Below are 24,199 nucleotides of genomic sequence, written 5' to 3'. Positions count from 1 at the left end.
TTTGGATCCTTTCTGCGCTGCAAAGGAGCTCGGTGATGTCTGCAACAGCGCCGCAACCGTGGCGAATCCTGGTTTTGCAGGGGCCTAATCTGAACCTTTTGGGGGTGCGCGAACCGGAGATTTACGGGCGAACGACCCTCTCCGACATCCACGCTGCCCTCACCGCCCGCGCGGGTAACCGTGCAGTCGTTGAAACCTTCCAAAGCAACCACGAAGGGGCACTCGTCGATCGCATCCAGGCAGCGATGGAAGAGGGGGTCGATTTCATCCTCATCAACCCGGGCGCCTACACCCACACCAGTGTCGCCATCCGCGATGCGCTCGCGGCGGTCCAGATCCCCTTCATCGAGGTCCATCTCTCCAACATCCACGCCCGCGAACCCTTCCGCCGCCACTCCTACCTCTCCGACAAAGCGGTCGGCGTCATCGCCGGGCTCCAAGCCTACGGCTACGAAGCGGCACTGGAAGCGGCACTCCTCTGGCTGCAGCAAGAGGCGAACCGCACCCCATCCCATTCTTGAGGAAAGCACCAATGGATTTGCGCAAACTGAAGAAACTGATCGAACTCGTTGAGGCTTCGGGTATTGCCGAAATCGAAATCACCGAAGGGGAAGAGAAGGTGCGGATCGCCAAGTATGCCCCTCCGCTGATTGCGCAAGCGAACCCCTCCTATCCGGTAGGACCTGTCGTCCATGCGGCTCCGGTTCCTACCGCCCCGCAACCGACTCCCGCCGTCACCACCCCGACTGAGGAGCGCGCTCCAGGGGGCGACATGCTCCCCTCGGGTCACGTCGTCAAGTCGCCGATGGTCGGCACCTTCTACCGCGCCCCCTCCCCCTCCGCTCCGCCGTTCGTCGAGGTCGGCTCGCAGGTCAAAGTGGGCGACCGACTCTGCATCATCGAAGCGATGAAGTTGATGAACGAGATCGAAGCCGACGTTGCGGGGGTGGTGAAGGCGATTCTCGTCGAGAACGGCCAACCGGTTGAATATGGCCAACCCCTTTTCATCATCGGATAACGTGCGATGAACTCGACCACGTCCCACTGGCCTTCGACCCACCCGACCCATCCCCCCTTCAGCAAAGTGCTGATCGCAAACCGTGGCGAGATTGCGCTCAGGATTCTCCGTGCCTGCCGTGAGCTCGACATCGCCACCGTGATGGTCTACTCCGAAGCCGACCGCGACAGCAAACCGGTCCGGCTGGCCGACGAGGCGGTCTGCATCGGTCCCGCCGCTGCGGCGAAGAGCTACCTCAACATCCCGGCGATCATCGCCGCCGCCGAAGTCACCGACGCCGAAGCGATCCACCCGGGTTACGGCTTCCTTTCAGAAAACGCCGAATTTGCCCAACGGGTCGAGGCGTGTGGCTTTACCTTCATCGGCCCACGGCCCGAGACGATCGCGATGATGGGCGACAAGGTCGCCGCAAAGCGCGCGATGATCGCCGCAGGTGTCCCCTGCGTCCCGGGGTCGGAAGGGGCGCTCCCTGAAGACCCAGACGAGATTCTGCGCATTGCGCGCAACATTGGCTACCCGGTGATCATCAAGGCGGCAGGCGGCGGCGGCGGACGAGGGATGCGGGTCGTGCACACCGAAGCGGCGCTCCTCTCGGCAGTCGAAACCACCCGCACCGAGGCGCGCACCGCCTTTGGCAACGCCGCGGTCTATCTCGAAAAGTTTCTCCAGCAGCCGCGCCACGTCGAAATCCAGGTCCTTGCCGACGCCCACGGAAACGCTGTTTGGCTCGGCGAACGCGACTGCTCGCTCCAGCGCCGCCATCAGAAGATCGTCGAAGAGTCCCCCGCTCCGGGAATCGATCGCCGCTTGATCGCCGAAGTAGGGGAAGCGTGCGCCGCAGCCTGCCGCCGCATCGGCTACCGGGGGGCCGGCACCTTCGAATTTCTCTATGAAGACGGGCGGTTCTATTTCATCGAGATGAACACCCGCATCCAGGTGGAACATCCGGTCACCGAAATGGTGACCGGGATCGACCTCGTGCAGGCGCAAATCCGCATCGCCGCGGGTGAACCGTTGTGGTTTCGCCAAGAGGAGGTGGTCCTGCGCGGCCACGCGATCGAATGTCGCATCAACGCCGAAGACCCCTACCGCTTCACCCCCTCCCCTGGGCGCGTTGAGCAGTGGCACGCCCCCGGCGGCCCCGGTGTCCGCGTCGACTCCCACGTCTATTCCGGCTACACCGTCCCGCCCCACTACGACTCGATGATCGGCAAACTCATCGCCCACGCCCCCACCCGGGCGCAAGCTGTTGCCAAGATGCGCGGCGCACTGGAAGAGCTGGTTGTCACCGGGATCCAAACGAACGCTTCCCTTCACCTTCAGCTCATGAACGACGCCGCGTTTCGTGAGGGGGGCGTTTCGATCCACTACCTGGAGCAGTGGCTCGATGCCCATGGCAAAAAGTAGCGAACCGCAGTCACCCGTCCGCTGGGTCGAGGTGCGCGTGACCCTTCCCGCCGCGGAGGCCGAACGGCTGGCGGAGCGTGCGCTCGACCACGGGGCGCTTGCGGCCACCCTCGAAGATGCCGACGCCGGTACCCCGCAAGAGACGCCCCAGTTTGGCGAACCGGGGGAAGGCCCCGCAACCCTCTGGCACCGCTCGATCGTTGCGCTCCTCTTTGACGCTGAGCGCCCTTGGCAAGAGGAACTCGCCGCGATCTTTTCCGCGTGCGCGATCACGCCACCCGCCGAATACACGGTGCTCCCCATCGCTGAAACCGACTGGGTTCGGCAAACGCAAAGTCAGTTCCCGCCGATTCCAGTCGCCGACGGGGCGCTTTGGATCGTCCCCTCGTGGCACGAACCGCCACACACCGACGCGCCGGTCGTTCGTCTCGACCCTGGGCTCGCGTTCGGCACGGGAAGCCACCCGACAACGCTCCTCTGCCTCGAATGGCTGGTGCGCGAAGTCGCCCCCGGTGTGGCGCTCCTCGACTACGGCTGTGGCTCGGGGATCCTGGCGATCAGCGCCGCGAAATTGGGCGCCCACCCGGTCATCGCCGTCGACATCGACCCCGATGCGCTCACTGCGACCCGTGCGAATGCCGAAGCGAACGGCGTGACCCTGGAGATTCTGAGCGCTGAAGCGAGCATCACCCGCCAGTATGAGCGGGTCGTCGCCAACATCCTCACCCGGCCGCTGATTCTCCTTGCCCCGACACTCATCGCGCGGGTTGCGCCCGGTGGCAAAATCGCGCTCGCTGGAGTTTTGCAAGATCAAGCCGACGAGGTGATCGCCGCCTACGCGCCGTGGGTTGCTCTGACCGTGGGCGCGCAACGCGAGGGGTGGGTCCGGTTGGAGGGGAATCGCTTGTGACGGCTACTGACAGTCACCCGGAACCCTTCCCCAATAGCCCCGGCGATCGCCTGATCGTCCGCTGCCCCCACTGCAGCGCCACCTTCGTCGTGAGCCAACGGGTGTTGGAGAAAGCGCAAGGCTGGGCGCTCTGCGGTGAATGTTTCGAACCGTTCGACGCGCTTCGCCACGCGATCAGCCCTAGGGAAAAAAAGAGCGCCACCCCTCGGGAACCACCCCCCGAACCACGCGCCCTAGAACCAGAGCAGCTGAGCAACGAACCTAACGGGACTCAGACCCAGGACACCAGAACCTCCCCGGAACCATCCCCCCTCTCCGGGGCAGTCGCCGCCGACGTGCCCCCCGTTCGTCCGCTCCCCCCGCTTCCTCAACTCACCCGCACGCGCCCCTCTTCACTCTCGATCCTCACCGGCGGACTTTTTCTCATTCTGCTCACCGCGCTGGCCCTGTGGCAAATTGCGCTCGTTGCCCACGCCCCCATTCTGCGTATTGCCCCGCAGCTCTATCCCACATGGAGTGAGGTGTGTGCAAAACTCGGCTGTCAGATCACCCCCCCAGCGGACGGTGAAAAGCTCCAGATCGAGGCCGCCCACCTCATCAAAGAGAGCGAACCCACGCGCTACACCCTGGAATTGACCCTGCGCAACCGTGCCACCTACCCGATGCCCTGGCCGAATCTCTCCGTCACCCTCACCGACGGCCTCGGTCGCGCGCTCGTTCGTAAAAACCTCTCTCCGAATGAATGGGGGGCTCCCTCTGAGAGACCCTTCGCCGCTCAAGAGCGGGTCGGCGTCACCCTTGCCCTTCAGACAGTGGAAAATGGCGTCGTCGGCTTCGAGGTCACCCCTTTCTACCCGTGAGTGGCTCAACGAGCTACCCGGGCGTTCCCGTAACGGTCGTTGAGGAGCCGCACCCGCTCGCCGACGCGAAATCCTTCCCCTTCGTCCTCTTGCGTCACCGCGAGCACTTGGCCGTTATCGAGCCGCACGGTCACCTCGATCCCAGGTTTCCCGGTCACAGCGCCTTCCACTGCCTGCCCCGCTACAGCGCCGGCCACCGCCCCGACCGCCGTCGTCGCCACCCGTCCGCGACCGCCGCCCAAGGTGTTCCCTGCAAGCCCGCCGAGGAGCGCCCCAGTCAGTGTCCCCGCTCCACTCTGGGTGCCCTCAATTTTCACCGGACGGATCGCCTCGATCACCCCGTACTTCACCTCCATCGCCCGCCGCGCCTCCTGCCGCGCGTAGGCACTGCTCCCTAGGCTCGGCGCGCAACCGCTCATCAAGAGCGCACTACCTGCCAAGAGCACAACCAGGTACGAGACGCTTCTCATGATTTCCTCTCCTCATACAATGGCCCACTCAGCCACAACCCCATAGTGGCGGCGCAAGTGCGCGACCGCCTCGGCAAAGCTCAGCGTGTAATTTTGCGCGCCGCTTGTGGCGATCTTCTCCGCCCCCATCACCGCCCCCAACCGCACCGCATCGTCCCACTCGGCACCGAGCGCCTTCGCGGTCAAGAGCCCCGCACGGAAGGCGTCGCCGCACCCCGTGGGGTCCACAACTGCCCGCGCCGGCACCGCCGGAATCCGGGTGCACGCGCCGCTGTGATAACAATCGACCCCTTCTGCCCCGCGTGTCACGATGAGCGCCTCAAGCCGCTCCGCGAGTCGTTCAAGACTCAAGCCGGTCCGCTCCTCAAGGAGCTTCGCCTCATAGTCGTTGACCACCGCAGCCGTGGCCAGTTCCAGTGCGCGCAGCAGCTCGGCGCCGGTGAGCAGCGGCAGCCCCTGCCCGGGGTCGAAGAGAAAGGGGATCGCTGCGTCGTGAAACTCCTCGGCATGAACGATCATCCCTTCCCGTCCATCCGGCGCGACGATCCCCCAGACCGCGCCCCAACTGGGGTCGATCGCGTTCGCGTGCGAACGCAACATCGCCCCCGGGTGAAACGCGGTGATCTGGTTGTCGTCGAGGTCGGTAATGATGTAGGCTTGTGCCGTCATCTCCTCGGCAAAGATACGGATGCCATCGTCGCGCATCCCCAACGCGCGCAAACGCTCGAGGTAAGGCCCCGCGTCCTGCCCCATCGTCGCAACGATAATGGGTTCCATCCCCAGCAGCTTCAGGCCATACGCGATATTGCCGGCACAGCCGCCAAACTCGCGCCGCATCTCGGGAACGTGAAACGCTACGTTCAGAATATGGATCTGGTCGGGCAGGATATGGTTGCGGAATCGGTCGTGAAAGACCATGATCGTGTCGTAGGCCATCGAGCCACAAACGGCAATCGGAAGCATCGCAACTCCTACTCTTCTGTTGCCCTCCATTCTACCCGAACGCGATGGGGGTAACGCGCACCCCTGTACACCCCCTCAATGCGTGATGCACTCCCCACACGCCACCGACACCACCGCCAGATCGTCGAGCCGCACCGCAGTAAGCCGCCCGCCATAGACGCAGCTCGTGTCCACCGCCAACACCGCCTCGTCGGCGTAGAACCCCAGCAGCGACCAGTGACCGAAGACGACGCGATAAGGGAGGGGAACACGATGGGCGTAGCGAAACCACGGCACCGTCCCCTTCGGAGCCTGCTGCGGCGGCCCTTTGGCCTTGAGTTCGAGCGCGCCGCTCTTCGCGTGGACAAAGCGCATCCGGGTGAAACCATTGACGATATAGCGAAGCCGCGCCATCCCCGTCGCTTCGGGGTGCCACTTGTTCTCTCCCCCTTTGAGCTCTTTGAGCCACCCCAAGTCGCCCGCGAGCTTCGCGACCACCTCGGCATTTGTGGCGACAGCGGTCGCCCAATCCCACACCGGGGGAATCCCCGCGTGCGCCATCGCCCAACCGAGCCGCTCGTCCCAAACGAGGAGCGGCCGCGCCCGCAACCAGTCGAGGAGCCGATCGCGGTCGGGCGCGGCGAAGAGCGGGTCGAGCGTGTCGTCGTTTGCACTTCTCTTGACGCCCGCAGCACGCATCAGCGCGTAGAGGTCGTGGTTGCCAAGGACCGCGGTCACCGACCCCTCCGGCAATGCCGTGACCAGCCGTAACACCTCGAGCGATTGGGGGCCGCGGTTCACCAGATCCCCCACCAACCAGAGGCGATCCACAGCGGGATCAAAATGGCAGAGCGCAAGGAGCCGCTCGAGCGCACGACAACACCCCTGCACGTCACCCACCACCCACGTCGCCATCACATCTTCCTTCTCTTCGCGCTATACTGACAAACGTGAAACGCTACCACATCTACAACCTCTTGTGGCGCTGGGCGCAGCCGTGGCTGATCAAGCGGTTGGAGCAGCTTGCCGCCACCCGCCACCCCGGGTATAGCGAGCGGATTGCCGAGCGCTTTGGGCAACTCGCATGGCCGCACGGTTTAGAGCGCCCCATCTGGCTCCATGCCGTCTCAGTCGGCGAAACCCGCGCCGCGCAACCCCTGATCGCTGCACTGCGCCGAACCTATCCGCAGACCCCGATTCTCCTCACCCACATGACGCCGACGGGCTGGGAGACGGGAGCGACCACCTGGAGCAGCGACCCGCTCGTCATCCAAGCGTGGGCACCCTACGACCATGAAGCGTGGGTCGAGGCGTTTCTCACCGCGACTCAGCCGCGCGCGCTGCTCCTCATGGAGACGGAACTCTGGCCCAACTGGTTGCGGGTGGCCCACGCCCACGCGCTTCCCGTCGTGCTCATCAACGCCCGGCTCTCGGAACGCTCGTTTCGCCGCTACCGCCGTCTCGAGCGGCTCTTGCCGCTCCCGTGGCACGCGCTCACCCAGATCGCCACCCAGACCCCAGCCGACGCCGAACGCTTCCGCCAGTTGGGGGTTGAGACGGTGACAGTGACCGGCAACCTCAAGTTCGACCAGACCCCCGACCCCGAGAAGGTCGCGCTCGGGCGCACCTGGCGTCGCGAGCTCGGCGACCGGCCGGTGATCGTTTGGGCCAGCACCCGCGAAGGCGAAGAGCGGCTGCTCCTCGACGCCTGGGAGCGGTTACTCGAGAACTTCCCGCCGCAGTGGCGCGTCCCGCTCCTTGTCATTGTGCCGCGTCACCCGGAGCGGTGCGACGCCGTCGGCGAGCTCCTCACCCAACGGCGCTACCACTGGGCGCGGCGGAGCGAAACGGCACCGCACGCCGGCCTGGACGTCTGGCTCGGCGACAGCCTTGGGGAGATGACCGCTTACTATACGCTCGCCGGTGCGGCGCTCATCGGCGGCAGTTGGAAACCGTTCGGCGGGCAGAACCCGCTTGAGGCGATCGCCGCCGGCTGTCCGCCGATCGTCGGCCCCCACGTCGCCCACTTCGACGACCTCGTCGCAACCGGTCGCCGCGCGCGGGCGCTGGTGCAGTGCCCGGACACCGAAGCGGCACTGCGTTATGCGCTACGGCTGATCCACAGTGCGGAACTCCACGCCGACCATGTGGCCCGCGGCGCGCTCTTTCTCGCCGCCCACCGCGGGGCAACGGCCCGTACCCTAGAACTCCTGCACCCGATTCTGACCCCGCCCTCTGTGGAGCGCGAGAGCGGTGCTCCGTCGGAGTACAAGAGCCGTTTCGTCACTCAAAAAGCGCGTCCACCTGCGCCAGATCATCGGCCGCCAACCGTCCCGCCGCAGCCTTGAGCTGCAACAACGCCAAGAGCGTATCGAAACGCGCTTTCGCGAGTTGCGTGCGCGCATCCGCCACCTGCGCCTGCGCGTTCAACACGTCGAGGTTGATCCGCACCCCGACCTCAAAGCCGGTTTTGGTCGCCTCGAGGTTCTTGAGCGACGAAGCAAGCGCCGCTTCGAGCGCCTTCACCCGCGTGAGGCCATTCGTGACATTGAGGTAAGCCTGCTTGGTCGCGAGCACCGCCTGCCGCTCCGCCGCCTCGCGGTTGCGTTCAGCCTGAATCAAGAGCGCCGCCCCTTCCCGCACTTGCGAGCTGATCGCCCCACCCGCGTAGAGTGGAATCGTTACCCGCACGCCGATCTGCGCCGCGTCGACATCGGTCGTCTGAAAGCGCGCTTGCGAAAAGAGCCGTTGGTTACCGATCATCGCCTCGAGGTCAACCGACGGCAGGTGCCCCGCGCGACGCCGCTCCACCTCTTTTTTCGCGATCGTCTCGGCGATGCGCGCCTGCGTGACGGTCAAATTGTCGCTGCGCGCCGCCTCTTCCCAAAGCTTCATCCCCGCCGGCTCAGGCGGAAGGAGCTTCACCCCCTCTTTGAGTTGCGGGTAACTCGCCGGAGCTTGGCCCGTGATCGCGACGAGCGCCTCTTCAGCGACCGCAACGCTATTTTGCGCCGCGACCACCTGCGCTTCGGCGAGATCAAAGCGCGACTGCGCCTCAAAGACGTCGACCACCGTCACCGTCCCGACCTCAAAGCTCGCTTTGGCAAGCTTCAACTGCCCTTCGGCCGCCGCTTTGAGCTCCTCGGCAGCCTGCAACCCGGCACGCGCGGTGAGGACATCGAACCACGCCTTCGCCACCCGCAGCACCAACTGCTGCTCGGCATCCCGCCACTGCACCTCGGCCAGCGACGATTGCAGCTCAGCCTGCTCGGCCTGCGCCCAGTTTTGCGGACGGTAGAGGGGTTGCGTGAGCTTCACCCCCCACTGGTTGGTGTTGTAGTGCTTGGTGAACGACCCCACCTCCATGCGGTTGGCGAAGGTGTCTGCCGACGCGCCGATCGACGGCAGGAGCAGCGCCCGACCCTGCTCGCGCTTCTCGAGCCCCGCCTCCCGCGCTGCCTGGGCAGCGGCGATCACCGGATCATTCTTTCTGGCTAAGTGGTAGACGTCAGAGAGCTGCTCAGCATAGGCGAAGCCTCCCCCCGCCACCAAGAGACCTGCGGCCAGCAACGCACGCCATAAACGACCATTCATCATCACGCTCCTTCGGTACCCGTAGGCAGGGTACCCCCTTCACGCACCCAAGCCACGATACCGCCTTGGAGGTTATAGACCGAGTCGAAACCTCGCTGTTGAAGAAAAGAGACCACCTGACCACTGCGCGCCCCGCTTGCACACACCACAACGAGCGGGCGGTTGCGCGGGAGCGTCTCGAGCGAAAGGGGAACGAGATGCATCGGGAGATGGCGTGCCCCCGGGAAGGGGAGCTGCGCGACCTCCCACGCCTCACGCACGTCGATCACCTCGGGCCGCTGGGAGTCGTCCGCATTCTGAAACGCCGCCTGCAGCTCAGCGACCGTCCACTCAGGAATTCCGTATGCCATCACGCCCCCTTACGCTGCTTGCGGCAACGGCCGTTCGGTCGGTTCGACGAGCATCGGGACGACCGTCTCAAAAATCCCCTCTTCGCGATAAGCGCCCGGTGCCGGGGAGACAATGCGGACCGCTTCCATCACCGGGGCACGCCCCACGAACGCCAACAACCGTCCGCCCACCTTGAGATGAGAGAGGAGCCCGCGCGGAAGCTCCGTGACGCCGCCTGAGAGGACGATCACATCGTACGGCCCCTTTTGCCACCAGGGGGCGCGATCGTCAGCTACGAGCCCATCCCCCACCAAGACCTCGACGTTGCGCACCCCTTCACGACGCAAAGCGGCTGCGGCATACTCGGCCAAAGCCCCTTTGCGCTCAACGCTCACCACTTCACCCCCCAGATGGGCCAAACAGGCGGCGAAGAAACCCGAGCCGGTGCCCACCTCGAGAATCCGCTCGTTCGGCGCCACCATCAACGCCTGCAACGCTTTGGCCTCAACCACCGGACGCAACATCCGCTCCCCCTCAGGCAACGGAATCTCGACGTCAGCAAACGCGAGTGGGCGATAGGCTTGCGGAACAAACTGTTCGCGCCGCACCGCCATCAAAGTCTCAAGCACCCGAAGATCGAACACCTCCCAAGTCCGCACTTGTTGTTCGACCATGTTGAAACGCGCCTTTTCCCAATCCATGGTGCCCCCCGATTTATTAGGAACTGATAATAGACATTATACCCCGAGCGTGTGCGGCAGACGATACCAGAGCGCGTAGAGCGCCGGAACAAAGAGCAGTGTAATCGCGGTCCCGACGACTACCCCCCCAATCAGGACAATCGCCAAAGGCCCCCAGAAGGTATCGGTCGCAAGCGGCAGAAAAGCCAACGCCGCGGCGAGCGCCGTGAGGACCACCGGCCGGGCGCGCCGCACCGCCGCTTCAACGACCGCCTCAGCAGCCGCCCACCCCTGCTCCTGAAAATCGCGCACCTGCTGGGTGAGAATGAGCGTATTGCGCATCAAAATCCCCGCGAGCCCAATCAACCCCAGCAACGCGATAAAACCAAACGGCTTCTGGGTAATGAGAAGCGCCGCGGTCGCGCCGATCAGCCCCAGCGGGGCGGTGGCCACCGTCATGAAGGTACCCGCAAACTCACGCATCTGCAACATGATGAAGATGAGCATCACCGCGACCATCACCGGCTGCAGCTTCTGGATCGACGCGTCGGCTTTGCCAGAGGCCTCTACCGTTCCGCCGATTTCGATATGGTACCCTGGAGGAAGGACGTCGCGAATCGGGGCGATCGCCGCCCAGATCGCCCGGGTGACATCAGGCGGCTGCGCCCCAACGACCTCGCTCTGCACCGTGATATAGCGCTCGCGGTTGTACCGCTTGATCACCTGGTCTTCGAAAGTGACCTCCCAGCGCACCACCGCAAGGAGCGGTACCCGCTCCCCCGATGCCGTACGGATCTCGATCGTCTCGAGCGCACTCGGGTCCGCAAGCCACCCGTTCCCTCCGCGGGCGATCAACTGCACCGTGCGATCGCCGCGGCGCAGTTCCGTCACCGGCACCCCCGAAAGCGCAAGCTGCAGCTGCTGTTTGACGTCAAGCGGCGTCAGGCCGTAGCTCGCCAACCGTTCGGGAAGAAAATGGAGTGTCACCACCGGCGTCCGTTCATCATAGGCGAGATGAGGGTCCACCACATGGGGGTTTTGCGCCATCACCGCCCGCACCTCGTGGGAAATCCGTCGCACTTCATTGAGATCCGGCCCCATCACGCGCAACTCCACTGGCCACGGTACTGGCGGACCGTAGAGCAGGCGGTGGACCCGCACCCGCGCCTCTGCAAAATCGCCGCGCCGCACCGCCTCTTCGAGCACCGCGATCACCCGCTCCCGTGCTTCGACGTTACGCGCGACCGCAACGATCTTCGCAAAAGCGGTATCGGGTGGCTCGGGACTTGCCGAGATGAAGAAGCGGGGGGCACCCCGGCCGACGTGGGCCATCATCGACCGCACCTCCGGCAAGGGCGCCAGGAGCGCCTCGATCCGGCGCGTCACCTCATCGGTTTTCGCAATGCTGGTTCCGGCGGGCATCTGGATATCGACGAGCACCTCGGGGCGATCTGAGCTGGGGAAAAACTGCTTCGCCACCCCCTTAGCCATCCCCACCCCCGCAAGAATCAGGATCGCCACCGTGACAGCGACAACACTCTTCCGGTAGCGGACGCACCCCTGGATCAACCGGCGCAGCCGCTGGTAACCCGGGGTCGCATAGAGGGCATCGATCCCCCCCTCGACCTTCTGGTAGTGGGGCAGGAGATTGAATCCCAAATAGGGGGTGAAGAGCACCGCGACAAACCACGAAACGATCAACGCAAAAGCCAGAACCCAGAAGATGTTCCCCGCGTACTCCCCCACCCCCGACTTGGCAAAACCGATCGGCAGGAATCCGGCAGCGGTCACCAGCGTCCCAAAGAGCATCGGCGCTGCGGTCGCGTGCCACGCGTGGGTGGCCGCGTGGGCCCGGCCCCACCCCTCTTCGAGCTTCACCACCATCATCTCGATCACGATGATCGCGTCATCGACCAACAGCCCCAACGCCAAGATGAGCGCCCCCAGAGAGACCCGATCAAGGCTGATCCCCCGCGCGAGCATAATCATAAAGACGACGCCAAGCGTCAACGGAATCGCGATCGCCGTCACCACGCCGGCGCGCCACCCGAGCGCGGCCAGGGTCACGAGCGTCACCACCCCCACCGCCATGAAGAACTTCAGCTGGAAGCGGTCCACCGCCGCCGAAATCGCCTCCGCCTGATTGGTGAGTAGGGTGAGCGCCACCCCTTCCGGTAGGCGTTGCTGCTCCGCGGCCAGAAACGCCTCGAGCGCCTGCCCCAACGCAAGGCCATTGGCGCCGCGCTGCATCACCACGCCGAGGAGCAGCGCATCGTCACCGCGCGACCGCACGAGATAACTTGGCGGATCCTCCTCCGTTAAGCGGATCCGTGCCACTTCCCCCAATGGCAACACCCGGTCGCCAATCTTGAGCGGCAACGACGCCAACCGCTCGAGCGCCTCGAGGTTGGCCTCCGGCAAACGGAGATAGAGCCGCGCCGCCTCGGTTTCGACAAAGCCCGCGGGCCCCACCTGGTTATAGGCGCTCACCGCCTGCATCACCTGTAACGGCGTCACCCCCAAGCGTTGCAGCCGCGGCCAATCGAACTCGAGATAGACCGTCTGCGGCCGCTCGCCAAGAATCTGCGCTTTGTGCACTCCGGGGAGTCGGTTCAAGCGGTCGCGAATCGCTTCACCGATCGCGACCAGCTCCCGGTGGGTTTTACTTGGCCCCGTGAGGGCGAGAAGGGCAAAATAGACGTCGGAAAAGTCGTCGTTGACGATCGGACCAATCGCTCCGGCAGGGAGCGACCGCGCCTCATCCCACATCCGCTTACGCACCTCATAGAAGTGCTGCGCGAGCTCCCGCTCCGGAACGTAATCGTGAAACTCCACCTTGATATCGGTCCGACCTGGCCGCACCGTCGCATCCAGCCGGTAGAGGTTCGGCACCTCCTGCAACCGCTTCTCGAGGCGCTTGGTGATCTGCTCCTCGACCTCCTCCGCAGTCGCCCCAGGCCACACCGCCGAGACCATCAGCACCCGCACCGTAAAAGCCGGGTCTTCAGCTCGTCCCAACTGGAGAAAAGCAAACGCACCGCCCAACAGAGCAAGGACCAAGAAAAAGAGCGTCACGGCACGCTCGCGCACCGCAAGCGAGGAGAGGTTGGGGAAAGCCATCTAGCGCGCCTCCACCTTGGCACCCGCAACCAAGCGATGGGTCCCCCCCGCGACGATCCGCTCACCCAATGCGAGCGGCCCTTGCACCACCGCGTCACTCTGTCCGTAGCGCTCCACCGTCACCGCAACCGGCGTCACCGTGCCGTCGCGCGCCAACCGCCACACCCGTGCCCCGTCTCCCCGCTCATCGAGCGCTGCCGCGGGCACCCGCCAAGCGGTGACCGAACGGGAATCCTCCGGGGTAAAAGAAACGCGCCACACCTCGCCCAGAATCGGCGGCCGCTCCTTGGGCGTCCCCTCGGCAAAACGGTAACGGGCGCGAAGGGTGCGCGAGATGGGATCGACCGCCCCCTCCTGCTCGCGCCACAGCAGCACAAAACGCCTGCCGTCTGGCGACTCGGCCACCCCTTTCTGAGGAGCCGCCGCAAGGGATTCGGGAAGGGCCACCTCAAGCTCGCGCTCCGCCCCCAGCGCGATCCGCACCGCGGGTTGGCCAGCAGCCACCACCTGTCCCGGTTCGACCAACCACTGCACCACCACCCCATCCTGCGGCGCCTTGAGTGTGCCGTGCGCCACCATCAAGCGACGACTGGTCACCTGCGCCGATGCCGCTTCCCACGCCCTCTTGGCCGCCTCCTCACCCGCTTTAGCCCGGTCGAGCTGCTGCGCCCCGACAAACCCGCGCGCAAAGAGCGCCTCCGTCCGCCGCCGTTCGCTACTCGCAAGCACCCACTGCGCTTTCGCCTGCTCGGCTTGCGCCTGCGCCGCCTCGAGCGCCGCCTGAAGGTCGCTCGTGTCGAGCTGCGCCAAAACCTCCCCGCGCTTCACGACCGACCCCGCCTCCTTTGCCCGAGTCAAGAGCCGTCCCGACGCCTCAAACGCGACGGCCGCCTCATAGCGCGCCCGAACGGTCGCCGCGAAAAAACGCTGCGGCACCTCGGCGGGTTGCACCTCGGCTACCGGTAACACGAACGTCGGAGCGTGCTCTTGAGCCTCTGCCCCCACCACCGCACAAGCGCTCACCATCGCGACGATCGCCCAACGCCAATGGTTCATCGTTCCTCTCCACTGAGGAGTAAGCCATTTGCCAAAACCCGCCGGTAGTTCGCCCAAAAGGCCGCCTCGTCAGACGCCTCGGCCGCTTCACGGCAGACCAACGAAAAGGAAGAGAGCCACAAGGAGCGCTGCAGCAGCGGCGCGACCACCAGTCGCGCCACCACTTGCGGATCGAGCGCCGCAGCAAACGCCCCTTGAGCTTGACCATCGACGATGATGCGCGCAACGAGCGCCATCGCCGGATGGATCACCCGCCCGTGATAGACTGCCGCCATCTCGGGAAAATTGCGCGCCTCGCTCATCACCAGTTTCGCCAACCCCCCAAGGGGGGTATGAAAGAGGCGCTCCCCCCAACGCTTGAGCAGCAACCACAGCCGCTCAAACGGGGGCGCCTCTGCCGGAACCCCCTCGACCAGCCACCGCTCATCCTCACCGATCAAGGGGGCAATCACCTGCTCAACCACCGCGGTAAAGAGCGCGAGCTTATCGGCGTAATAGAGGTAGATCGTCCCTTTGACCACACCGGCGCGCCGCGCCACATCTTCAAGGCGCGTTGCCGCGTACCCCCGTTCGATAAAGAGCGCCATCGCCGCATCTAGGAGCTCCTGCGGTCGCGCCTCTTTTCGCCGCCGGCGCTTTTTGACCGAACGCTCTTCGGCAGCTGCAAAGCGCGCTCCACTATGATCTGGCATCGCCCCGTCCCAGATAATGACTAACAGTTCATAATTTCACCACAAAAGGGAATGCAAAGCAACCGGGGCTGAGCGTATCGTATAATGGCGTTCCGCTCTCCCTTGCCGGGGTGGTGAAATAGGTAAACACAGCGGACTTAAAATCCGCCGGCAAGCTCTTGCCTTGGGGGTTCGAGTCCCCTCCCCGGCACCATCAACGACAAAGCCCGCTCGCGCGCGAACGTCCATACAATAAATAAAGCCCTTCTCTTACAACGAGAAGGGCTTGATTGCCTGATTTACCCCGTGACCGATCAATGATTGAGGATCTGCCCCAAGAACTGTTTCGTCCGTTCGTTTTTCGGGCTGGTGAAGAAAACCTCCGGGGGAGCCTCCTCGATGATCTCCCCTTTATCCATGAAGATCACCCGGTCGGCAACGGTACGAGCGAAACCCATCTCATGGGTGACGCAGAGCATCGTCATCCCCTCCTCCGCGAGCTCGATCATCGTGTCGAGCACCTCCTTCACCATTTCGGGGTCGAGCGCTGAAGTGGGTTCGTCAAAGAGCATCACCTTCGGCTTCATGCACAGCGCCCGCGCAATCGCCACCCGTTGCTGCTGTCCGCCAGAGAGCTGCCCCGGGTACTTGTGCGCCTGATCGGGAATACGCACCCGCTCCAAAAAGTGCATCGCGATCTCTTCGGCCGCCTTTTTTGGCATCTTTTTGACCCAGATCGGCGCAAGGGTGCAGTTCTCGAGAACCGTGAGGTGAGGAAAAAGGTTGAAGTGCTGAAAGACCATGCCCACCTCTTTACGGATCGCCTCGATCTGACGCACATCGTCCGAAAGCTCGATCCCATCGACGACAATGCGGCCGCTTTGGTGTGCCTCCAGCCGATTGATGCAGCGAATCGTCGTCGACTTCCCGGAACCCGACGGGCCGCAGAGCACGATCCGCTCACCCCGACTCACCGTCAGGTTGATATCCTTGAGCACGTGAAACTCCCCATACCACTTATTCACATGCTCCATCACGATCATCGTCTCAGCCGTTTTGTGTGACGCCACACGGGTTGCCGTACCCTCTGCAACAGTTTGATTCATCGGTCCAGTCCTCATATCCTCTACGGTTAGCGACGGCGGGTCGTATTGAGCCGTTTTTCCAGAGCAATCGAATAGCGCGACATCCCAAAGCAGAAGAGCCAATAGACAGTAGCGGCAAAGACATACGCCTCAGTGGCAAAACCGAGCCACGCCGGATCGACGGTTGCGCGGTGCACCATCATGAAGAAATCGGAAAGACCGATGATGATCACCAAGCTCGTATCTTTGAACAGAGCGATGAAGGTATTGACGATGCCGGGGATCACCAGCTTCAGCGCCTGGGGCAAGACCACAAGCCCCATCATCTGCCAATAGGAGAGGCCAAGCGCTTGCGCCGCCTCATACTGCCCTTTGGGGATCGCTTGCAAGCCACCGCGGACCACTTCAGCAAGATAGGCAGACTGAAAGAGGACAACCGCGATGAGCGCCCGCACCAACTTGTCGAAGTTCATCCCCTCCGGCAAAAAGAGCGGCAACATCACCGACGACATGAAGAGCACCGAAATCAGCGGCACGCCTCGCCAGAATTCGATAAAGGCAATCGACACGGCTTGAATCACCGGTAGCCCAGAACGACGTCCCAGCGCCAGAAGAATTCCGAGCGGCATCGCACCGGCAATACCCACAGCCGCAATCACCAAGGTGAGCATCAACCCGCCCCACTGATCGGTCGGAACGGTGGTCATGCCGAAGAGGTCGCCGCCGTAGAGCAACCACCAGGCCACCAACGGGTAACCCAGCAAGAAGCTCAAGCCCAAGGCGCGCTTGAAGGGAAAACGGCGGAAAAGAAGCGGACCGCCCCAGAGGAGCGCAAGGATTCCAGCGGTATCGACGCGCCAGCGGAGGGACTCTGGATAGAAGCCGTACATAAATTGCGCGAAGCGCTGCGCGATGAAGACCCAGCAGGCCCCACCGGAAGTGCAATCGTTTCGTGTGGTCCCGCTCCAGGTGGCATGGACAAACGCCCACTCGATCACCGGCGGCACCAATCGCCACAAGAGGTAGAGGGTCAGGAGCGTCAAGAGCGTATTCCACACCCCCGAGAAGAGGTGTTCGCGCATCCACGCAAGAAAGGAAAAAGCCACCTTAGGGGGGTGCATCACGGAAGCGGTTTCGTGTGCCATGAAAGTCTCCCTTTACCGCTCGACGAGCGCCATCCGCTTGTTGTACCAGTTCATGAAGAGCGAAATGGTGACGCTGATCGAGAGATAGACCGCCATCGCCAGCGCAATCGTCTCAATCGCTTGACCCGTCTGGTTGAGCACTGTGCCGGCAAAGAGCCCCACGAGATCGGGGTAACCGATCGCAGCGGCGAGCGACGAGTTCTTCGTGAGGTTGAGGTACTGGCTCGTAAGCGGCGGGATGATCACCCGCATCGCCTGAGGAAGAATCACCAGGCGCAGCCGCTGTCCGCCGGTAAGCCCCAGCGCCATCGCCGCTTCGGTTTGGCCGTGCGGAACCGCCAAGATCCCTGCGCGCACAATCTCAGCAATAAACGCGGAGGTGTAGATCGATAGCGCCAACCAGAGCGCAACCAGCTCCGGGATCATCACCCAACCGCCGACAAAATTGAACCCCCGCAGTTCAGGGATCTCCCACGTAAACGGAGCACCGAAGAGCGCCCAGGCAAGAGCGGGAAGAAGAAAGAGCAACCCCAACCCGCTCCCCAATACCGGAAAGGGCTGACCCGTTGCCTCTTGTCGCCGTTTCGCCCAGCGGGCGATCACCCACCAGAGCAGCAGCGCAACCCCTACGGCAACGAGAAAAGGCACCACGCCGTCAGCGGGAATCGGGCGCGGCAGATAGAGTCCGCGGATATTGAGGAAAATGGCGTCGAACCAGGCGTGGCTCTGACGCGGTGCCGGCATCGCACGCAGAACCGCAAAATACCAGAAGAAGATCTGCAGCAGCGGCGGAATGTTGCGCACCGTCTCGATATAGACCGCGGCCAACGCGGAGACGAGCGCATTTTTGGAGAGCCTCGCCACGCCCAGAATGAAACCCAGGATCGTCGCGGCAACGATCCCCAGGGCCGAAACCAACAGTGTATTCAGTAAGCCAATGAGAAAAACCCGCGCGTAGGTGTCCGATTCCTGGTAGGGGATCAACGAGAAGAGGATGCCGAAACCTGCTGGATCGCTGAGAAACCCAAACCCCGAAGCGATCCCTCGTGCCGCGAGGTTCACCACCGCGTTGTGCGCAAGCCACCCCACAATGAGAAGGAGCAGCACAATCGTTGCGACTTGGGCAACGATCCCACGCACTTTGGGGTCATAAAGCCAGGAGGTGAGCGCTTGACGAAATTGTTTCATGGCCGATCTCACGGCGTTGTATAGGAATAAACCCCCCGCCCCTTTCCGAGCAGGGGGTTTGCGTCTTCAAAGCGGAAGGCTCGACGCGCGATCAACGGATGGGAGGAGCGTATTGCAAGCCGCCATCTTTCCACAGCGCGTTGAGTCCGCGAGCAATCTTGAGCGGGCTCCCCATGCCGACGTTACGCTCGAACGATTCGCCGTAATTTCCCACCTGCTTGATCACCTGGAAGGCCCAATCCTGCGGCAAACCGATCGGCTTACCAAAGTCGTTGTCGACGCCCAGCAACCGCCGCACCTCCGGGTTGGTCGACTGCTTCATCTCAGTGACATTCTTCGACGTCACCCCCAACTCTTCAGCGGTGAGCATCGCGTAGTGGGTCCAGCGCACGATGCTGAACCACTCGTGGTCACCCGGGCGAACCACGGGGCCAAGAGGCTCCTTCGAGATCACCTCAGGAAGCACGGCATACTGGTCAGGGTTCGCCATCTTGATCCGCTGGGCGTAGAGTTGCGACTGGTCGGAGGTAAGCACATCGCACCGGCCCGCTTCCAGCCCCTTCGCCGACTCATCCGACTTGTCGTAGGTAATCGGCGTATAACGCATCTTGTTGGCGCGGAAGTAGTCGGACAAGTTGAGCTCGGTGGTAGTCCCCGCCTGGATGCAGACGGTCGCCCCGTCAAGCTCTTTGGCGCTCTTCACCCCGAGTTTCTTGTTCACCAGGAACCCCTGACCATCGTAATAGACCACCGCTGCAGGGAAGACCATCCCCATGCCGGTGTCGCGCGACATCGTCCAGGTGGTGTTGCGGCTCAGGACGTCGATCTCACCCGATTGCAGCGCCGTGAAACGCTCTTTCGCAGTGAGCGGCGTAAATTTCACCTTGTTCGCGTCGCCAAAGACCGCAGCGGCAAGCGCACGGCAAAAATCGGCGTCGATCCCGCGCACCACCCCTTTCTCGTCGGTGAAGGAGAAACCAGGCAACCCGTCGCTCACCCCGCAGCGGATCTCACCTCGTGCCTTGATGGCGTTGAGGGTTTCGCCCGCTTGCGTCGGTAACGCCACACCCAGAGTCAAAGCGGCACCAACCGCCGCCAAAAGCGTTTTCTTGTGCATCACCAATCCTCCATGGGTTTGACCAACCCAACACCTGTTGGGTGATCAAACTATAAAAGAAAACGGGCGGCGTGACCAGTAGGGAAAACCCCACACCGCCACACCGCCCGCAGTCTCAAACTCCGCCGGGCTAGAACGCCCCCCTACGTGGCACTCTTTTCCGCCCGCTTTTCGCGCAACGCCCGCCGGAGAATCTTCCCAACGTTAGTCTTTGGCAACTCGTCGCGGAATTCGACCCGCTTCGGCACCTTGTATCCGGTGAGCCGTTCCCGGCACCACGCGATGATCTCCGCCTCGGTGAGCGCCGGATCTTTTTTGACCACAAAGGCTTTCACCGCCTCGCCACTCTTTTCGTCGGGCACCCCAACGACCGCCACCTCAAGCACCCCCGGGTGCAGCGCGATCACATCCTCCACTTCATTCGGATAGACGTTGAACCCAGAGACGAGGATCATGTCCTTTTTGCGATCAACCAGGTAGATAAACCCGTTCTCGTCGATTTTCGCCACATCGCCCGTGCGCAGAAAACCGTCTTCGGTGAAGACTTTGGCTGTCTCGTCGGGGCGATTCCAGTACTCTTTCATCACCTGCGGCCCCCGGACGCACAGCTCCCCCTCCGCCCCGATGGGAAGCTCCACACCGCGATCGGAGCGGATCGAAATTTCGGTCGAAGGGAGCGGCAGGCCAATCGAATGGTTATAGTCTTGCAGGGTCACAGGGTTGATCGTCACCGCAGGCGAGGTCTCCGTCAACCCATACGCCTCAAGAAGGGGCTTACCGGTCACCTGCTTCCACCGTTTTGCCACGGCCTCCTGCACCGCCATCCCGCCCCCGAGTGTCACCTTGAATGCCGAAAAGTCGAGTTTGGCAAAATCGGGGTTGTTCAAAAGGGCATTGAAGAGGGTATTGACCCCGGTCATCACCGTAAATCGCCAGCGTCTCAGCTCTTGGACAAAGCCGGGAATGTCACGGGGGTTGGGAATCAGAACATTGAGACCCCCCAACGCGGTGAAGGTCATGCAGTTGGCGGTCAAAGCAAAGATGTGGTAGAGCGGCAACGCGGTGATGACCACCTCTTCACCCTCTTTGACTGCGCTTCGAATCCACGCGGTCGCCTGGGCGACGTTCGCCAAAATGTTGCGATGAAGGAGCACCGCCCCTTTCGCGACACCAGTAGTTCCGCCCGTGTATTGCAAAAAAGCGATATCGTCGTGCCCCACTTCGACCGGTTGCAGGTTCTGCTTCGCCCCCGCAGCAAGCGCTTGCTGCCAGCGAACCGCCTGAGGAATGTGCCATTTCGGCACCATCTTCTTGACGTGGCGTACGACCAAGTTGGTGATGATCCCTTTGACCCCAGGGAAGAGATCCCCCAGAGAAGTGACCACCACGTTGCGGAGCCGAACCCCATGACGGATCGCCTCTTCGAGCGTATGGGCGAAATTTTCCAGAATGACAATCGCCTCCGCCCCGGAGTCGTTCATCTGGTGCTCGAGCTCCCGCGGCGTGTAGAGGGGATTGACGTTCACCACCACGTACCCCGCGCGCAATGCGCCAAACAAAGCGATCATGTACTGCGGGACATTGGGCATCATCAACGCCACTCGCGCCCCTTTGGGGAGCTTCAAGACCTGCTGGAGATAAGCAGCAAAGTCGCGCGCGTAGCCGTCGAGCTCACGGTAGGTCAACACCCGCCCCATGCACGCGACCGCTGGCCGCTCGGGATAACGGGCAACCGACTGGGCAAAAAGATCACCTAAAGAACGGTAGGCCAAAGGCCCGATTTCGGCAGGAACGCCTTCAGGATAACTTTTGAGCCAAATTCGCTCCATGGACCACTCCTCCACAAAAGTACCCACCACCCAGACGCCCGACGAGCGCTCCTGCCCCGTAGAAGAGATCAGGTCGGCTCGTCTAGGTTCTGGATTCCTTGAATGAACGCCTTGAGCGCCCGATTCTCAAAACTCTGCTCTTCCAACACGGCCTTGGCCACATCATGAAAAGAGAGGACACCAAGGAGTGTCTCGTTCTCCATCACGGGGAAGTAGCGCTGATGGACAGAGACCATGCGCTCCCGCAACGCTTCCACCTCGATCTCCGGCGTCACGGTGATCGGCTCGGTCAACATCACATCGCGGACAGCAATCGATTCCCAAGCGCTACCAGCCGCCGCCACCGCGCGCAAAACCTCGCGGAAAGTGACGAGACCCACGAGCCGCCCTTCGCCGAAAACGACCAAAGAGCCGATGTCCTCCGCCACCATCGTCGCCACCACCTCTTTCAGGGTGGCTGCGGGCGACACGGTGAAGAGCGCATTCCCTTTGACCGTCAATATTTCCCGTACTTTCATCACCTTCTCCAGATCAGAAGGTTCAAACGAACGTTTGAACCATTATAATCGAATCGCATTATCTCTGCAACAGGTCTCTTTTCTCTTTCACTTGCGCCCACTTGTCGGCATCGGGAAGTGGCTCCTTGCGTTCAACGATCGGCGGCCAGATCTTAGCGAGCTCAGCGTTGAGCGCAATGAAGTCGCGCTGATCCTCCGGCACATCATCTTCGGCGTAGATCGCTTCCACCGGACACTCGGGCACACACAGCGAGCAGTCGATACACTCGTCGGGATCGATCACCAAAAAGTTCGGTCCTTCGCGAAAGCAATCGACCGGGCAGACATCGACACAATCGGTATATTTGCACCGGATGCAGGCTTCGGTTACCACGTAAGTCATCGCACGCTCCTATAGAGTGAGGTGTGCACATCATGCCACACTTCGCGCCCGGATCAATGGGAAAAAAGGCATAAGGCCATTGACAAAGGGGCTCGCCTGACGTATCGTATTTGCACCCTTTTTTGGAACTAAGCTTCTCATGAGCGAACACATCCATCATGTGAGTGACGCCACCTTTGATCAGGAGGTGGTCAAGTCCGAGCTCCCAGTGCTTCTCGATTTTTGGGCGGAGTGGTGCGGACCGTGCAAGATGATCGCTCCGATCCTGGACGAAGTGGCCGACGCCTACGCGGGCAAACTCAAGGTGTGCAAGCTGAACATCGACGACAACCCGGAAACCCCCAGTAAATTCGGTGTTCGTGGGATTCCGACGTTGATGCTCTTCAAAAACGGCAATGTTGTCGCCACACGCGTCGGGGCGCTTTCCAAATCGCAGCTCACCGCGTTCATCGATAGCCACCTCTGATCATCTGGTCACCCAGAATCCTCTGGGTGACCCCATTCATTCCCCCTGCTCTTGAACAGTCGCCCGTTGGTCCAACGGGCATCTTTCGGTATTGGACGATAGCGCGCGAATCATGCATCTTTCTGAACTCAAAACCCTGCACGTCAGCCAACTCCTGGCGATTGCCAACGACCACGGAATTGAGAACGCCAACCGGTTGCGCAAACACGAACTGGTCTTTGCGATTCTCAAACAACGCGCAAAACGCGGCGAACCGATCTACGGTGGAGGCGTGCTCGAGATCCTCCCAGACGGCTTCGGTTTCTTGCGCTCCCCTGACACCTCCTACCTCTCGAGCCCAGACGACATCTACGTCTCCCCGTCGCAGATCCGCCGCTACAACCTGCACACCGGCGACACGATCGAAGGGGAGATCCGCACGCCGAAAGAGAGCGAGCGCTACTTTGCCCTCACCAAGATCGACAACATCAACGGCGACCCCCCTGAGGTCTGTAAAAGCAAAATCCTCTTTGAGAACCTCACGCCGCTTCACCCCAACGAACCCTTTCGCCTGGAACGCGACATCCGCAGCGAAGAGAACCTCACAGGGCGGCTCATCGACATCATCGCCCCGATCGGCAAAGGGCAACGGGGGCTGATCGTCGCTCCGCCGAAGAGCGGCAAGACGGTAATGCTGCAACACATCGCGCACGCGATTGCCGCGAACCACCCCGACGCGGTTCTGATGGTGCTGCTCATTGACGAACGGCCTGAGGAGGTCACCGAGATGCAGCGTTCGGTGCGGGGCGAAGTGATCGCCTCGACCTTCGACGAGCCCGCAACCCGCCACGTCCAGGTGGCCGAAATGGTGATCGAGAAAGCGAAGCGCCTCACCGAACACAAGAAGGATGTCGTGATTCTGCTCGACTCGCTCACGCGCCTTGCGCGTGCCTACAATACCGTCGTCCCCGCTTCGGGGAAAGTCCTCACGGGCGGGGTTGACGCCAATGCGCTCCAAAAACCGAAGCGCTTTTTTGGTGCGGCGCGCAACATTGAAGAGGGGGGAAGTCTCACCATCATCGCGACCGCGCTGATTGACACCGGCAGCCGGATGGACGACGTCATCTACGAGGAGTTCAAAGGAACCGGCAACATGGAGCTCCACCTCGATCGGCGGATGGCTGAGAAACGGGTCTATCCGGCGATCAACGTGAACCGTTCTGGGACCCGCCGCGAGGAGCTTCTGCTCGACCCTTCGGTGCTGCCGAAGGTCTGGGTGTTGCGCAAACTCCTCTACGGGATGGACGACCTTGAAGCGACCGAGTTTTTGCTCGACAAGATCAAAGCGACGAAGAACAACGCTGAGTTTTTTGACTCGATGAGAAGAGCGTAGAGCGCAAAAAAGCCACCTTGCGGTGGCTTTTTTGAAATT

Annotated in this window: 24 protein-coding genes and 1 tRNA gene; 9 read left to right on the top strand and 16 right to left on the bottom strand. The window is 62.5% G+C overall.

All coding sequences use genetic code 11. The features are described from left to right. Positions 1 to 35 precede the first annotated feature (35 nt). Genes aroQ through ACYQ6T_RS08205 form a run of 5 tightly spaced genes read left to right on the top strand, consistent with a single transcriptional unit; the run spans position 36 to position 4,195 of the window. Complete coding sequence (aroQ, locus tag ACYQ6T_RS08225) at positions 36 to 521, top strand: type II 3-dehydroquinate dehydratase (RefSeq protein ID WP_459829842.1); 486 nt, start codon at positions 36 to 38, stop codon at positions 519 to 521. Between the two features lie 11 nt (positions 522 to 532). Continuing rightward, positions 533 to 1,018 carry an acetyl-CoA carboxylase biotin carboxyl carrier protein gene (gene accB, locus ACYQ6T_RS08220; protein ID WP_459829839.1) on the top strand — a complete coding sequence of 162 codons (486 nt, stop codon included), beginning with the start codon at positions 533 to 535 and terminating at the stop codon, positions 1,016 to 1,018. A 6-nt stretch (positions 1,019 to 1,024) separates the two neighbouring features. Then, a complete protein-coding gene (accC, locus tag ACYQ6T_RS08215; RefSeq protein ID WP_459829837.1) occupies positions 1,025 to 2,425 on the top strand; it encodes an acetyl-CoA carboxylase biotin carboxylase subunit in 1,401 nt (466 codons plus the stop codon). Next, entirely contained in the window at positions 2,406 to 3,335 is a 930-nt protein-coding gene (gene prmA, locus ACYQ6T_RS08210) for a 50S ribosomal protein L11 methyltransferase (protein ID WP_459829835.1), read from the top strand. Before accC ends, prmA begins: the two co-directional genes overlap by 20 nt. Next, the gene (locus tag ACYQ6T_RS08205) at positions 3,332 to 4,195 is read left to right on the top strand and encodes a zinc-ribbon and DUF3426 domain-containing protein (protein ID WP_459829833.1); all 864 of its coding nucleotides are present in this window, start codon (positions 3,332 to 3,334) and stop codon (positions 4,193 to 4,195) included. The genes prmA and ACYQ6T_RS08205 overlap by 4 nt, the downstream gene beginning before the upstream one ends. A gap of 5 nt (positions 4,196 to 4,200) precedes the next feature. Here the strand turns inward: ACYQ6T_RS08205 and ACYQ6T_RS08200 are convergent, their stop codons facing one another. The 3 genes from ACYQ6T_RS08200 to ACYQ6T_RS08190 all read right to left on the bottom strand — a co-directional run bounded on the left by ACYQ6T_RS08200 (position 4,201) and on the right by ACYQ6T_RS08190 (position 6,522). Further along, positions 4,201 to 4,665 carry an outer membrane lipoprotein gene (locus ACYQ6T_RS08200; protein ID WP_459829830.1) on the bottom strand — a complete coding sequence of 155 codons (465 nt, stop codon included), beginning with the start codon at positions 4,663 to 4,665 and terminating at the stop codon, positions 4,201 to 4,203. Positions 4,666 to 4,677: 12 nt separating this feature from the next. Beyond that, entirely contained in the window at positions 4,678 to 5,628 is a 951-nt protein-coding gene (locus ACYQ6T_RS08195; RefSeq protein WP_459829827.1) for a carbohydrate kinase family protein, read from the bottom strand. A gap of 75 nt (positions 5,629 to 5,703) precedes the next feature. Next, the gene (locus tag ACYQ6T_RS08190) at positions 5,704 to 6,522 is read right to left on the bottom strand and encodes a symmetrical bis(5'-nucleosyl)-tetraphosphatase (protein ID WP_459829825.1); all 819 of its coding nucleotides are present in this window, start codon (positions 6,520 to 6,522) and stop codon (positions 5,704 to 5,706) included. A gap of 35 nt (positions 6,523 to 6,557) precedes the next feature. On the opposite strand from ACYQ6T_RS08190, the gene ACYQ6T_RS08185 reads away from it, so the two are divergent. Beyond that, positions 6,558 to 7,955, top strand: coding sequence for a 3-deoxy-D-manno-octulosonic acid transferase (locus ACYQ6T_RS08185; protein WP_459829822.1), 1,398 nt, complete (start codon positions 6,558 to 6,560; stop codon positions 7,953 to 7,955). Here ACYQ6T_RS08185 and ACYQ6T_RS08180 read toward each other — a convergent pair. The 6 genes from ACYQ6T_RS08180 to ACYQ6T_RS08155 are packed head-to-tail and all read right to left on the bottom strand — an operon-like array spanning position 7,891 to position 15,079. Continuing rightward, positions 7,891 to 9,201, bottom strand: a complete 1,311-nt coding sequence (locus ACYQ6T_RS08180; RefSeq protein ID WP_459829820.1) for a TolC family outer membrane protein — start codon at positions 9,199 to 9,201, stop codon at positions 7,891 to 7,893. The two genes, ACYQ6T_RS08185 and ACYQ6T_RS08180, sit on opposite strands and share 65 nt — an antisense overlap. A gap of 2 nt (positions 9,202 to 9,203) precedes the next feature. Then, on the bottom strand, positions 9,204 to 9,551 hold the full coding sequence (locus ACYQ6T_RS08175) for a rhodanese-like domain-containing protein (protein ID WP_459829817.1): 348 nt from the start codon (positions 9,549 to 9,551) through the stop codon (positions 9,204 to 9,206). A gap of 9 nt (positions 9,552 to 9,560) precedes the next feature. Continuing rightward, the gene (locus ACYQ6T_RS08170) at positions 9,561 to 10,232 is read right to left on the bottom strand and encodes a protein-L-isoaspartate O-methyltransferase family protein (protein WP_459829814.1); all 672 of its coding nucleotides are present in this window, start codon (positions 10,230 to 10,232) and stop codon (positions 9,561 to 9,563) included. A gap of 36 nt (positions 10,233 to 10,268) precedes the next feature. Further along, entirely contained in the window at positions 10,269 to 13,331 is a 3,063-nt protein-coding gene (locus ACYQ6T_RS08165) for an efflux RND transporter permease subunit (protein WP_459829812.1), read from the bottom strand. Then, entirely contained in the window at positions 13,332 to 14,387 is a 1,056-nt protein-coding gene (locus ACYQ6T_RS08160; protein ID WP_459829809.1) for an efflux RND transporter periplasmic adaptor subunit, read from the bottom strand. It lies immediately after the preceding gene. Then, positions 14,384 to 15,079, bottom strand: a complete 696-nt coding sequence (locus tag ACYQ6T_RS08155) for a TetR/AcrR family transcriptional regulator (protein ID WP_459829806.1) — start codon at positions 15,077 to 15,079, stop codon at positions 14,384 to 14,386. Before ACYQ6T_RS08155 ends, ACYQ6T_RS08160 begins: the two co-directional genes overlap by 4 nt. Positions 15,080 to 15,183: 104 nt before the next feature. Between ACYQ6T_RS08155 and ACYQ6T_RS08150 the strand changes: the two genes are divergently transcribed. After that, positions 15,184 to 15,272 (top strand) — tRNA-Leu (locus ACYQ6T_RS08150). A gap of 100 nt (positions 15,273 to 15,372) precedes the next feature. Here the strand turns inward: ACYQ6T_RS08150 and ACYQ6T_RS08145 are convergent. The 7 genes from ACYQ6T_RS08145 to fdxA form a co-directional block, all read right to left on the bottom strand. After that, positions 15,373 to 16,101, bottom strand: a complete 729-nt coding sequence (locus ACYQ6T_RS08145; protein ID WP_459829866.1) for an amino acid ABC transporter ATP-binding protein — start codon at positions 16,099 to 16,101, stop codon at positions 15,373 to 15,375. 89 nt (positions 16,102 to 16,190) lie between these two features. Beyond that, entirely contained in the window at positions 16,191 to 17,288 is a 1,098-nt protein-coding gene (locus tag ACYQ6T_RS08140; RefSeq protein WP_459829803.1) for an amino acid ABC transporter permease, read from the bottom strand. A 12-nt stretch (positions 17,289 to 17,300) separates the two neighbouring features. Beyond that, on the bottom strand, positions 17,301 to 18,476 hold the full coding sequence (locus ACYQ6T_RS08135; RefSeq protein WP_459829800.1) for an amino acid ABC transporter permease: 1,176 nt from the start codon (positions 18,474 to 18,476) through the stop codon (positions 17,301 to 17,303). Positions 18,477 to 18,567: 91 nt separating this feature from the next. Then, entirely contained in the window at positions 18,568 to 19,593 is a 1,026-nt protein-coding gene (locus ACYQ6T_RS08130; RefSeq protein WP_459829797.1) for an amino acid ABC transporter substrate-binding protein, read from the bottom strand. 143 nt (positions 19,594 to 19,736) lie between these two features. Further along, positions 19,737 to 21,422, bottom strand: a complete 1,686-nt coding sequence (locus ACYQ6T_RS08125) for a long-chain-fatty-acid--CoA ligase (protein WP_459829794.1) — start codon at positions 21,420 to 21,422, stop codon at positions 19,737 to 19,739. Between the two features lie 68 nt (positions 21,423 to 21,490). After that, a complete protein-coding gene (locus ACYQ6T_RS08120; RefSeq protein WP_459829791.1) occupies positions 21,491 to 21,940 on the bottom strand; it encodes a CBS domain-containing protein in 450 nt (149 codons plus the stop codon). A gap of 58 nt (positions 21,941 to 21,998) precedes the next feature. Then, positions 21,999 to 22,322: a ferredoxin FdxA gene (gene fdxA, locus ACYQ6T_RS08115; protein WP_459829789.1), complete on the bottom strand. Its 324-nt coding sequence runs from the start codon at positions 22,320 to 22,322 to the stop codon at positions 21,999 to 22,001. A gap of 139 nt (positions 22,323 to 22,461) precedes the next feature. Here fdxA and trxA point away from each other — a divergent pair, with 139 nt between their 5' ends. Then, positions 22,462 to 22,788 carry a thioredoxin TrxA gene (gene trxA, locus ACYQ6T_RS08110; protein ID WP_459829787.1) on the top strand — a complete coding sequence of 109 codons (327 nt, stop codon included), beginning with the start codon at positions 22,462 to 22,464 and terminating at the stop codon, positions 22,786 to 22,788. A 112-nt stretch (positions 22,789 to 22,900) separates the two neighbouring features. Beyond that, a complete protein-coding gene (gene rho / locus ACYQ6T_RS08105; RefSeq protein WP_459829785.1) occupies positions 22,901 to 24,160 on the top strand; it encodes a transcription termination factor Rho in 1,260 nt (419 codons plus the stop codon). The last annotated feature ends 39 nt before the right edge of the window (positions 24,161 to 24,199 follow it).

It is taken from the genome of Hydrogenophilus islandicus (genome assembly GCF_054657095.1).
Note: the sequence above shows the minus strand (reverse complement) of the source record. Positions and strands in the feature narration are given on the sequence as shown.

What these genes read in the sequence shown, in the direction of transcription:
- trxA (WP_459829787.1), top strand. Translation starts at nt 22,462, where the DNA reads ATGAGCGAACACATCCATCATGTGAGTGACGCCACCTTTGATCAGGAG.
- ACYQ6T_RS08170 (WP_459829814.1), bottom strand. Translation starts at nt 10,232, where the DNA reads ATGGATTGGGAAAAGGCGCGTTTCAACATGGTCGAACAACAAGTGCGG.
- ACYQ6T_RS08135 (WP_459829800.1), bottom strand. Translation starts at nt 18,476, where the DNA reads ATGAAACAATTTCGTCAAGCGCTCACCTCCTGGCTTTATGACCCCAAA.
- ACYQ6T_RS08155 (WP_459829806.1), bottom strand. Translation starts at nt 15,079, where the DNA reads ATGCCAGATCATAGTGGAGCGCGCTTTGCAGCTGCCGAAGAGCGTTCG.
- ACYQ6T_RS08160 (WP_459829809.1), bottom strand. Translation starts at nt 14,387, where the DNA reads ATGAACCATTGGCGTTGGGCGATCGTCGCGATGGTGAGCGCTTGTGCG.
- ACYQ6T_RS08200 (WP_459829830.1), bottom strand. Translation starts at nt 4,665, where the DNA reads ATGAGAAGCGTCTCGTACCTGGTTGTGCTCTTGGCAGGTAGTGCGCTC.
- accB (WP_459829839.1), top strand. Translation starts at nt 533, where the DNA reads ATGGATTTGCGCAAACTGAAGAAACTGATCGAACTCGTTGAGGCTTCG.
- prmA (WP_459829835.1), top strand. Translation starts at nt 2,406, where the DNA reads ATGCCCATGGCAAAAAGTAGCGAACCGCAGTCACCCGTCCGCTGGGTC.
- ACYQ6T_RS08175 (WP_459829817.1), bottom strand. Translation starts at nt 9,551, where the DNA reads ATGGCATACGGAATTCCTGAGTGGACGGTCGCTGAGCTGCAGGCGGCG.
- fdxA (WP_459829789.1), bottom strand. Translation starts at nt 22,322, where the DNA reads ATGACTTACGTGGTAACCGAAGCCTGCATCCGGTGCAAATATACCGAT.
- ACYQ6T_RS08190 (WP_459829825.1), bottom strand. Translation starts at nt 6,522, where the DNA reads ATGGCGACGTGGGTGGTGGGTGACGTGCAGGGGTGTTGTCGTGCGCTC.
- ACYQ6T_RS08165 (WP_459829812.1), bottom strand. Translation starts at nt 13,331, where the DNA reads ATGGCTTTCCCCAACCTCTCCTCGCTTGCGGTGCGCGAGCGTGCCGTG.
- ACYQ6T_RS08125 (WP_459829794.1), bottom strand. Translation starts at nt 21,422, where the DNA reads ATGGAGCGAATTTGGCTCAAAAGTTATCCTGAAGGCGTTCCTGCCGAA.
- rho (WP_459829785.1), top strand. Translation starts at nt 22,901, where the DNA reads ATGCATCTTTCTGAACTCAAAACCCTGCACGTCAGCCAACTCCTGGCG.
- accC (WP_459829837.1), top strand. Translation starts at nt 1,025, where the DNA reads ATGAACTCGACCACGTCCCACTGGCCTTCGACCCACCCGACCCATCCC.
- ACYQ6T_RS08130 (WP_459829797.1), bottom strand. Translation starts at nt 19,593, where the DNA reads ATGCACAAGAAAACGCTTTTGGCGGCGGTTGGTGCCGCTTTGACTCTG.
- ACYQ6T_RS08140 (WP_459829803.1), bottom strand. Translation starts at nt 17,288, where the DNA reads ATGGCACACGAAACCGCTTCCGTGATGCACCCCCCTAAGGTGGCTTTT.
- ACYQ6T_RS08145 (WP_459829866.1), bottom strand. Translation starts at nt 16,101, where the DNA reads ATGATCGTGATGGAGCATGTGAATAAGTGGTATGGGGAGTTTCACGTG.
- aroQ (WP_459829842.1), top strand. Translation starts at nt 36, where the DNA reads ATGTCTGCAACAGCGCCGCAACCGTGGCGAATCCTGGTTTTGCAGGGG.
- ACYQ6T_RS08180 (WP_459829820.1), bottom strand. Translation starts at nt 9,201, where the DNA reads ATGAATGGTCGTTTATGGCGTGCGTTGCTGGCCGCAGGTCTCTTGGTG.
- ACYQ6T_RS08120 (WP_459829791.1), bottom strand. Translation starts at nt 21,940, where the DNA reads ATGAAAGTACGGGAAATATTGACGGTCAAAGGGAATGCGCTCTTCACC.
- ACYQ6T_RS08195 (WP_459829827.1), bottom strand. Translation starts at nt 5,628, where the DNA reads ATGCTTCCGATTGCCGTTTGTGGCTCGATGGCCTACGACACGATCATG.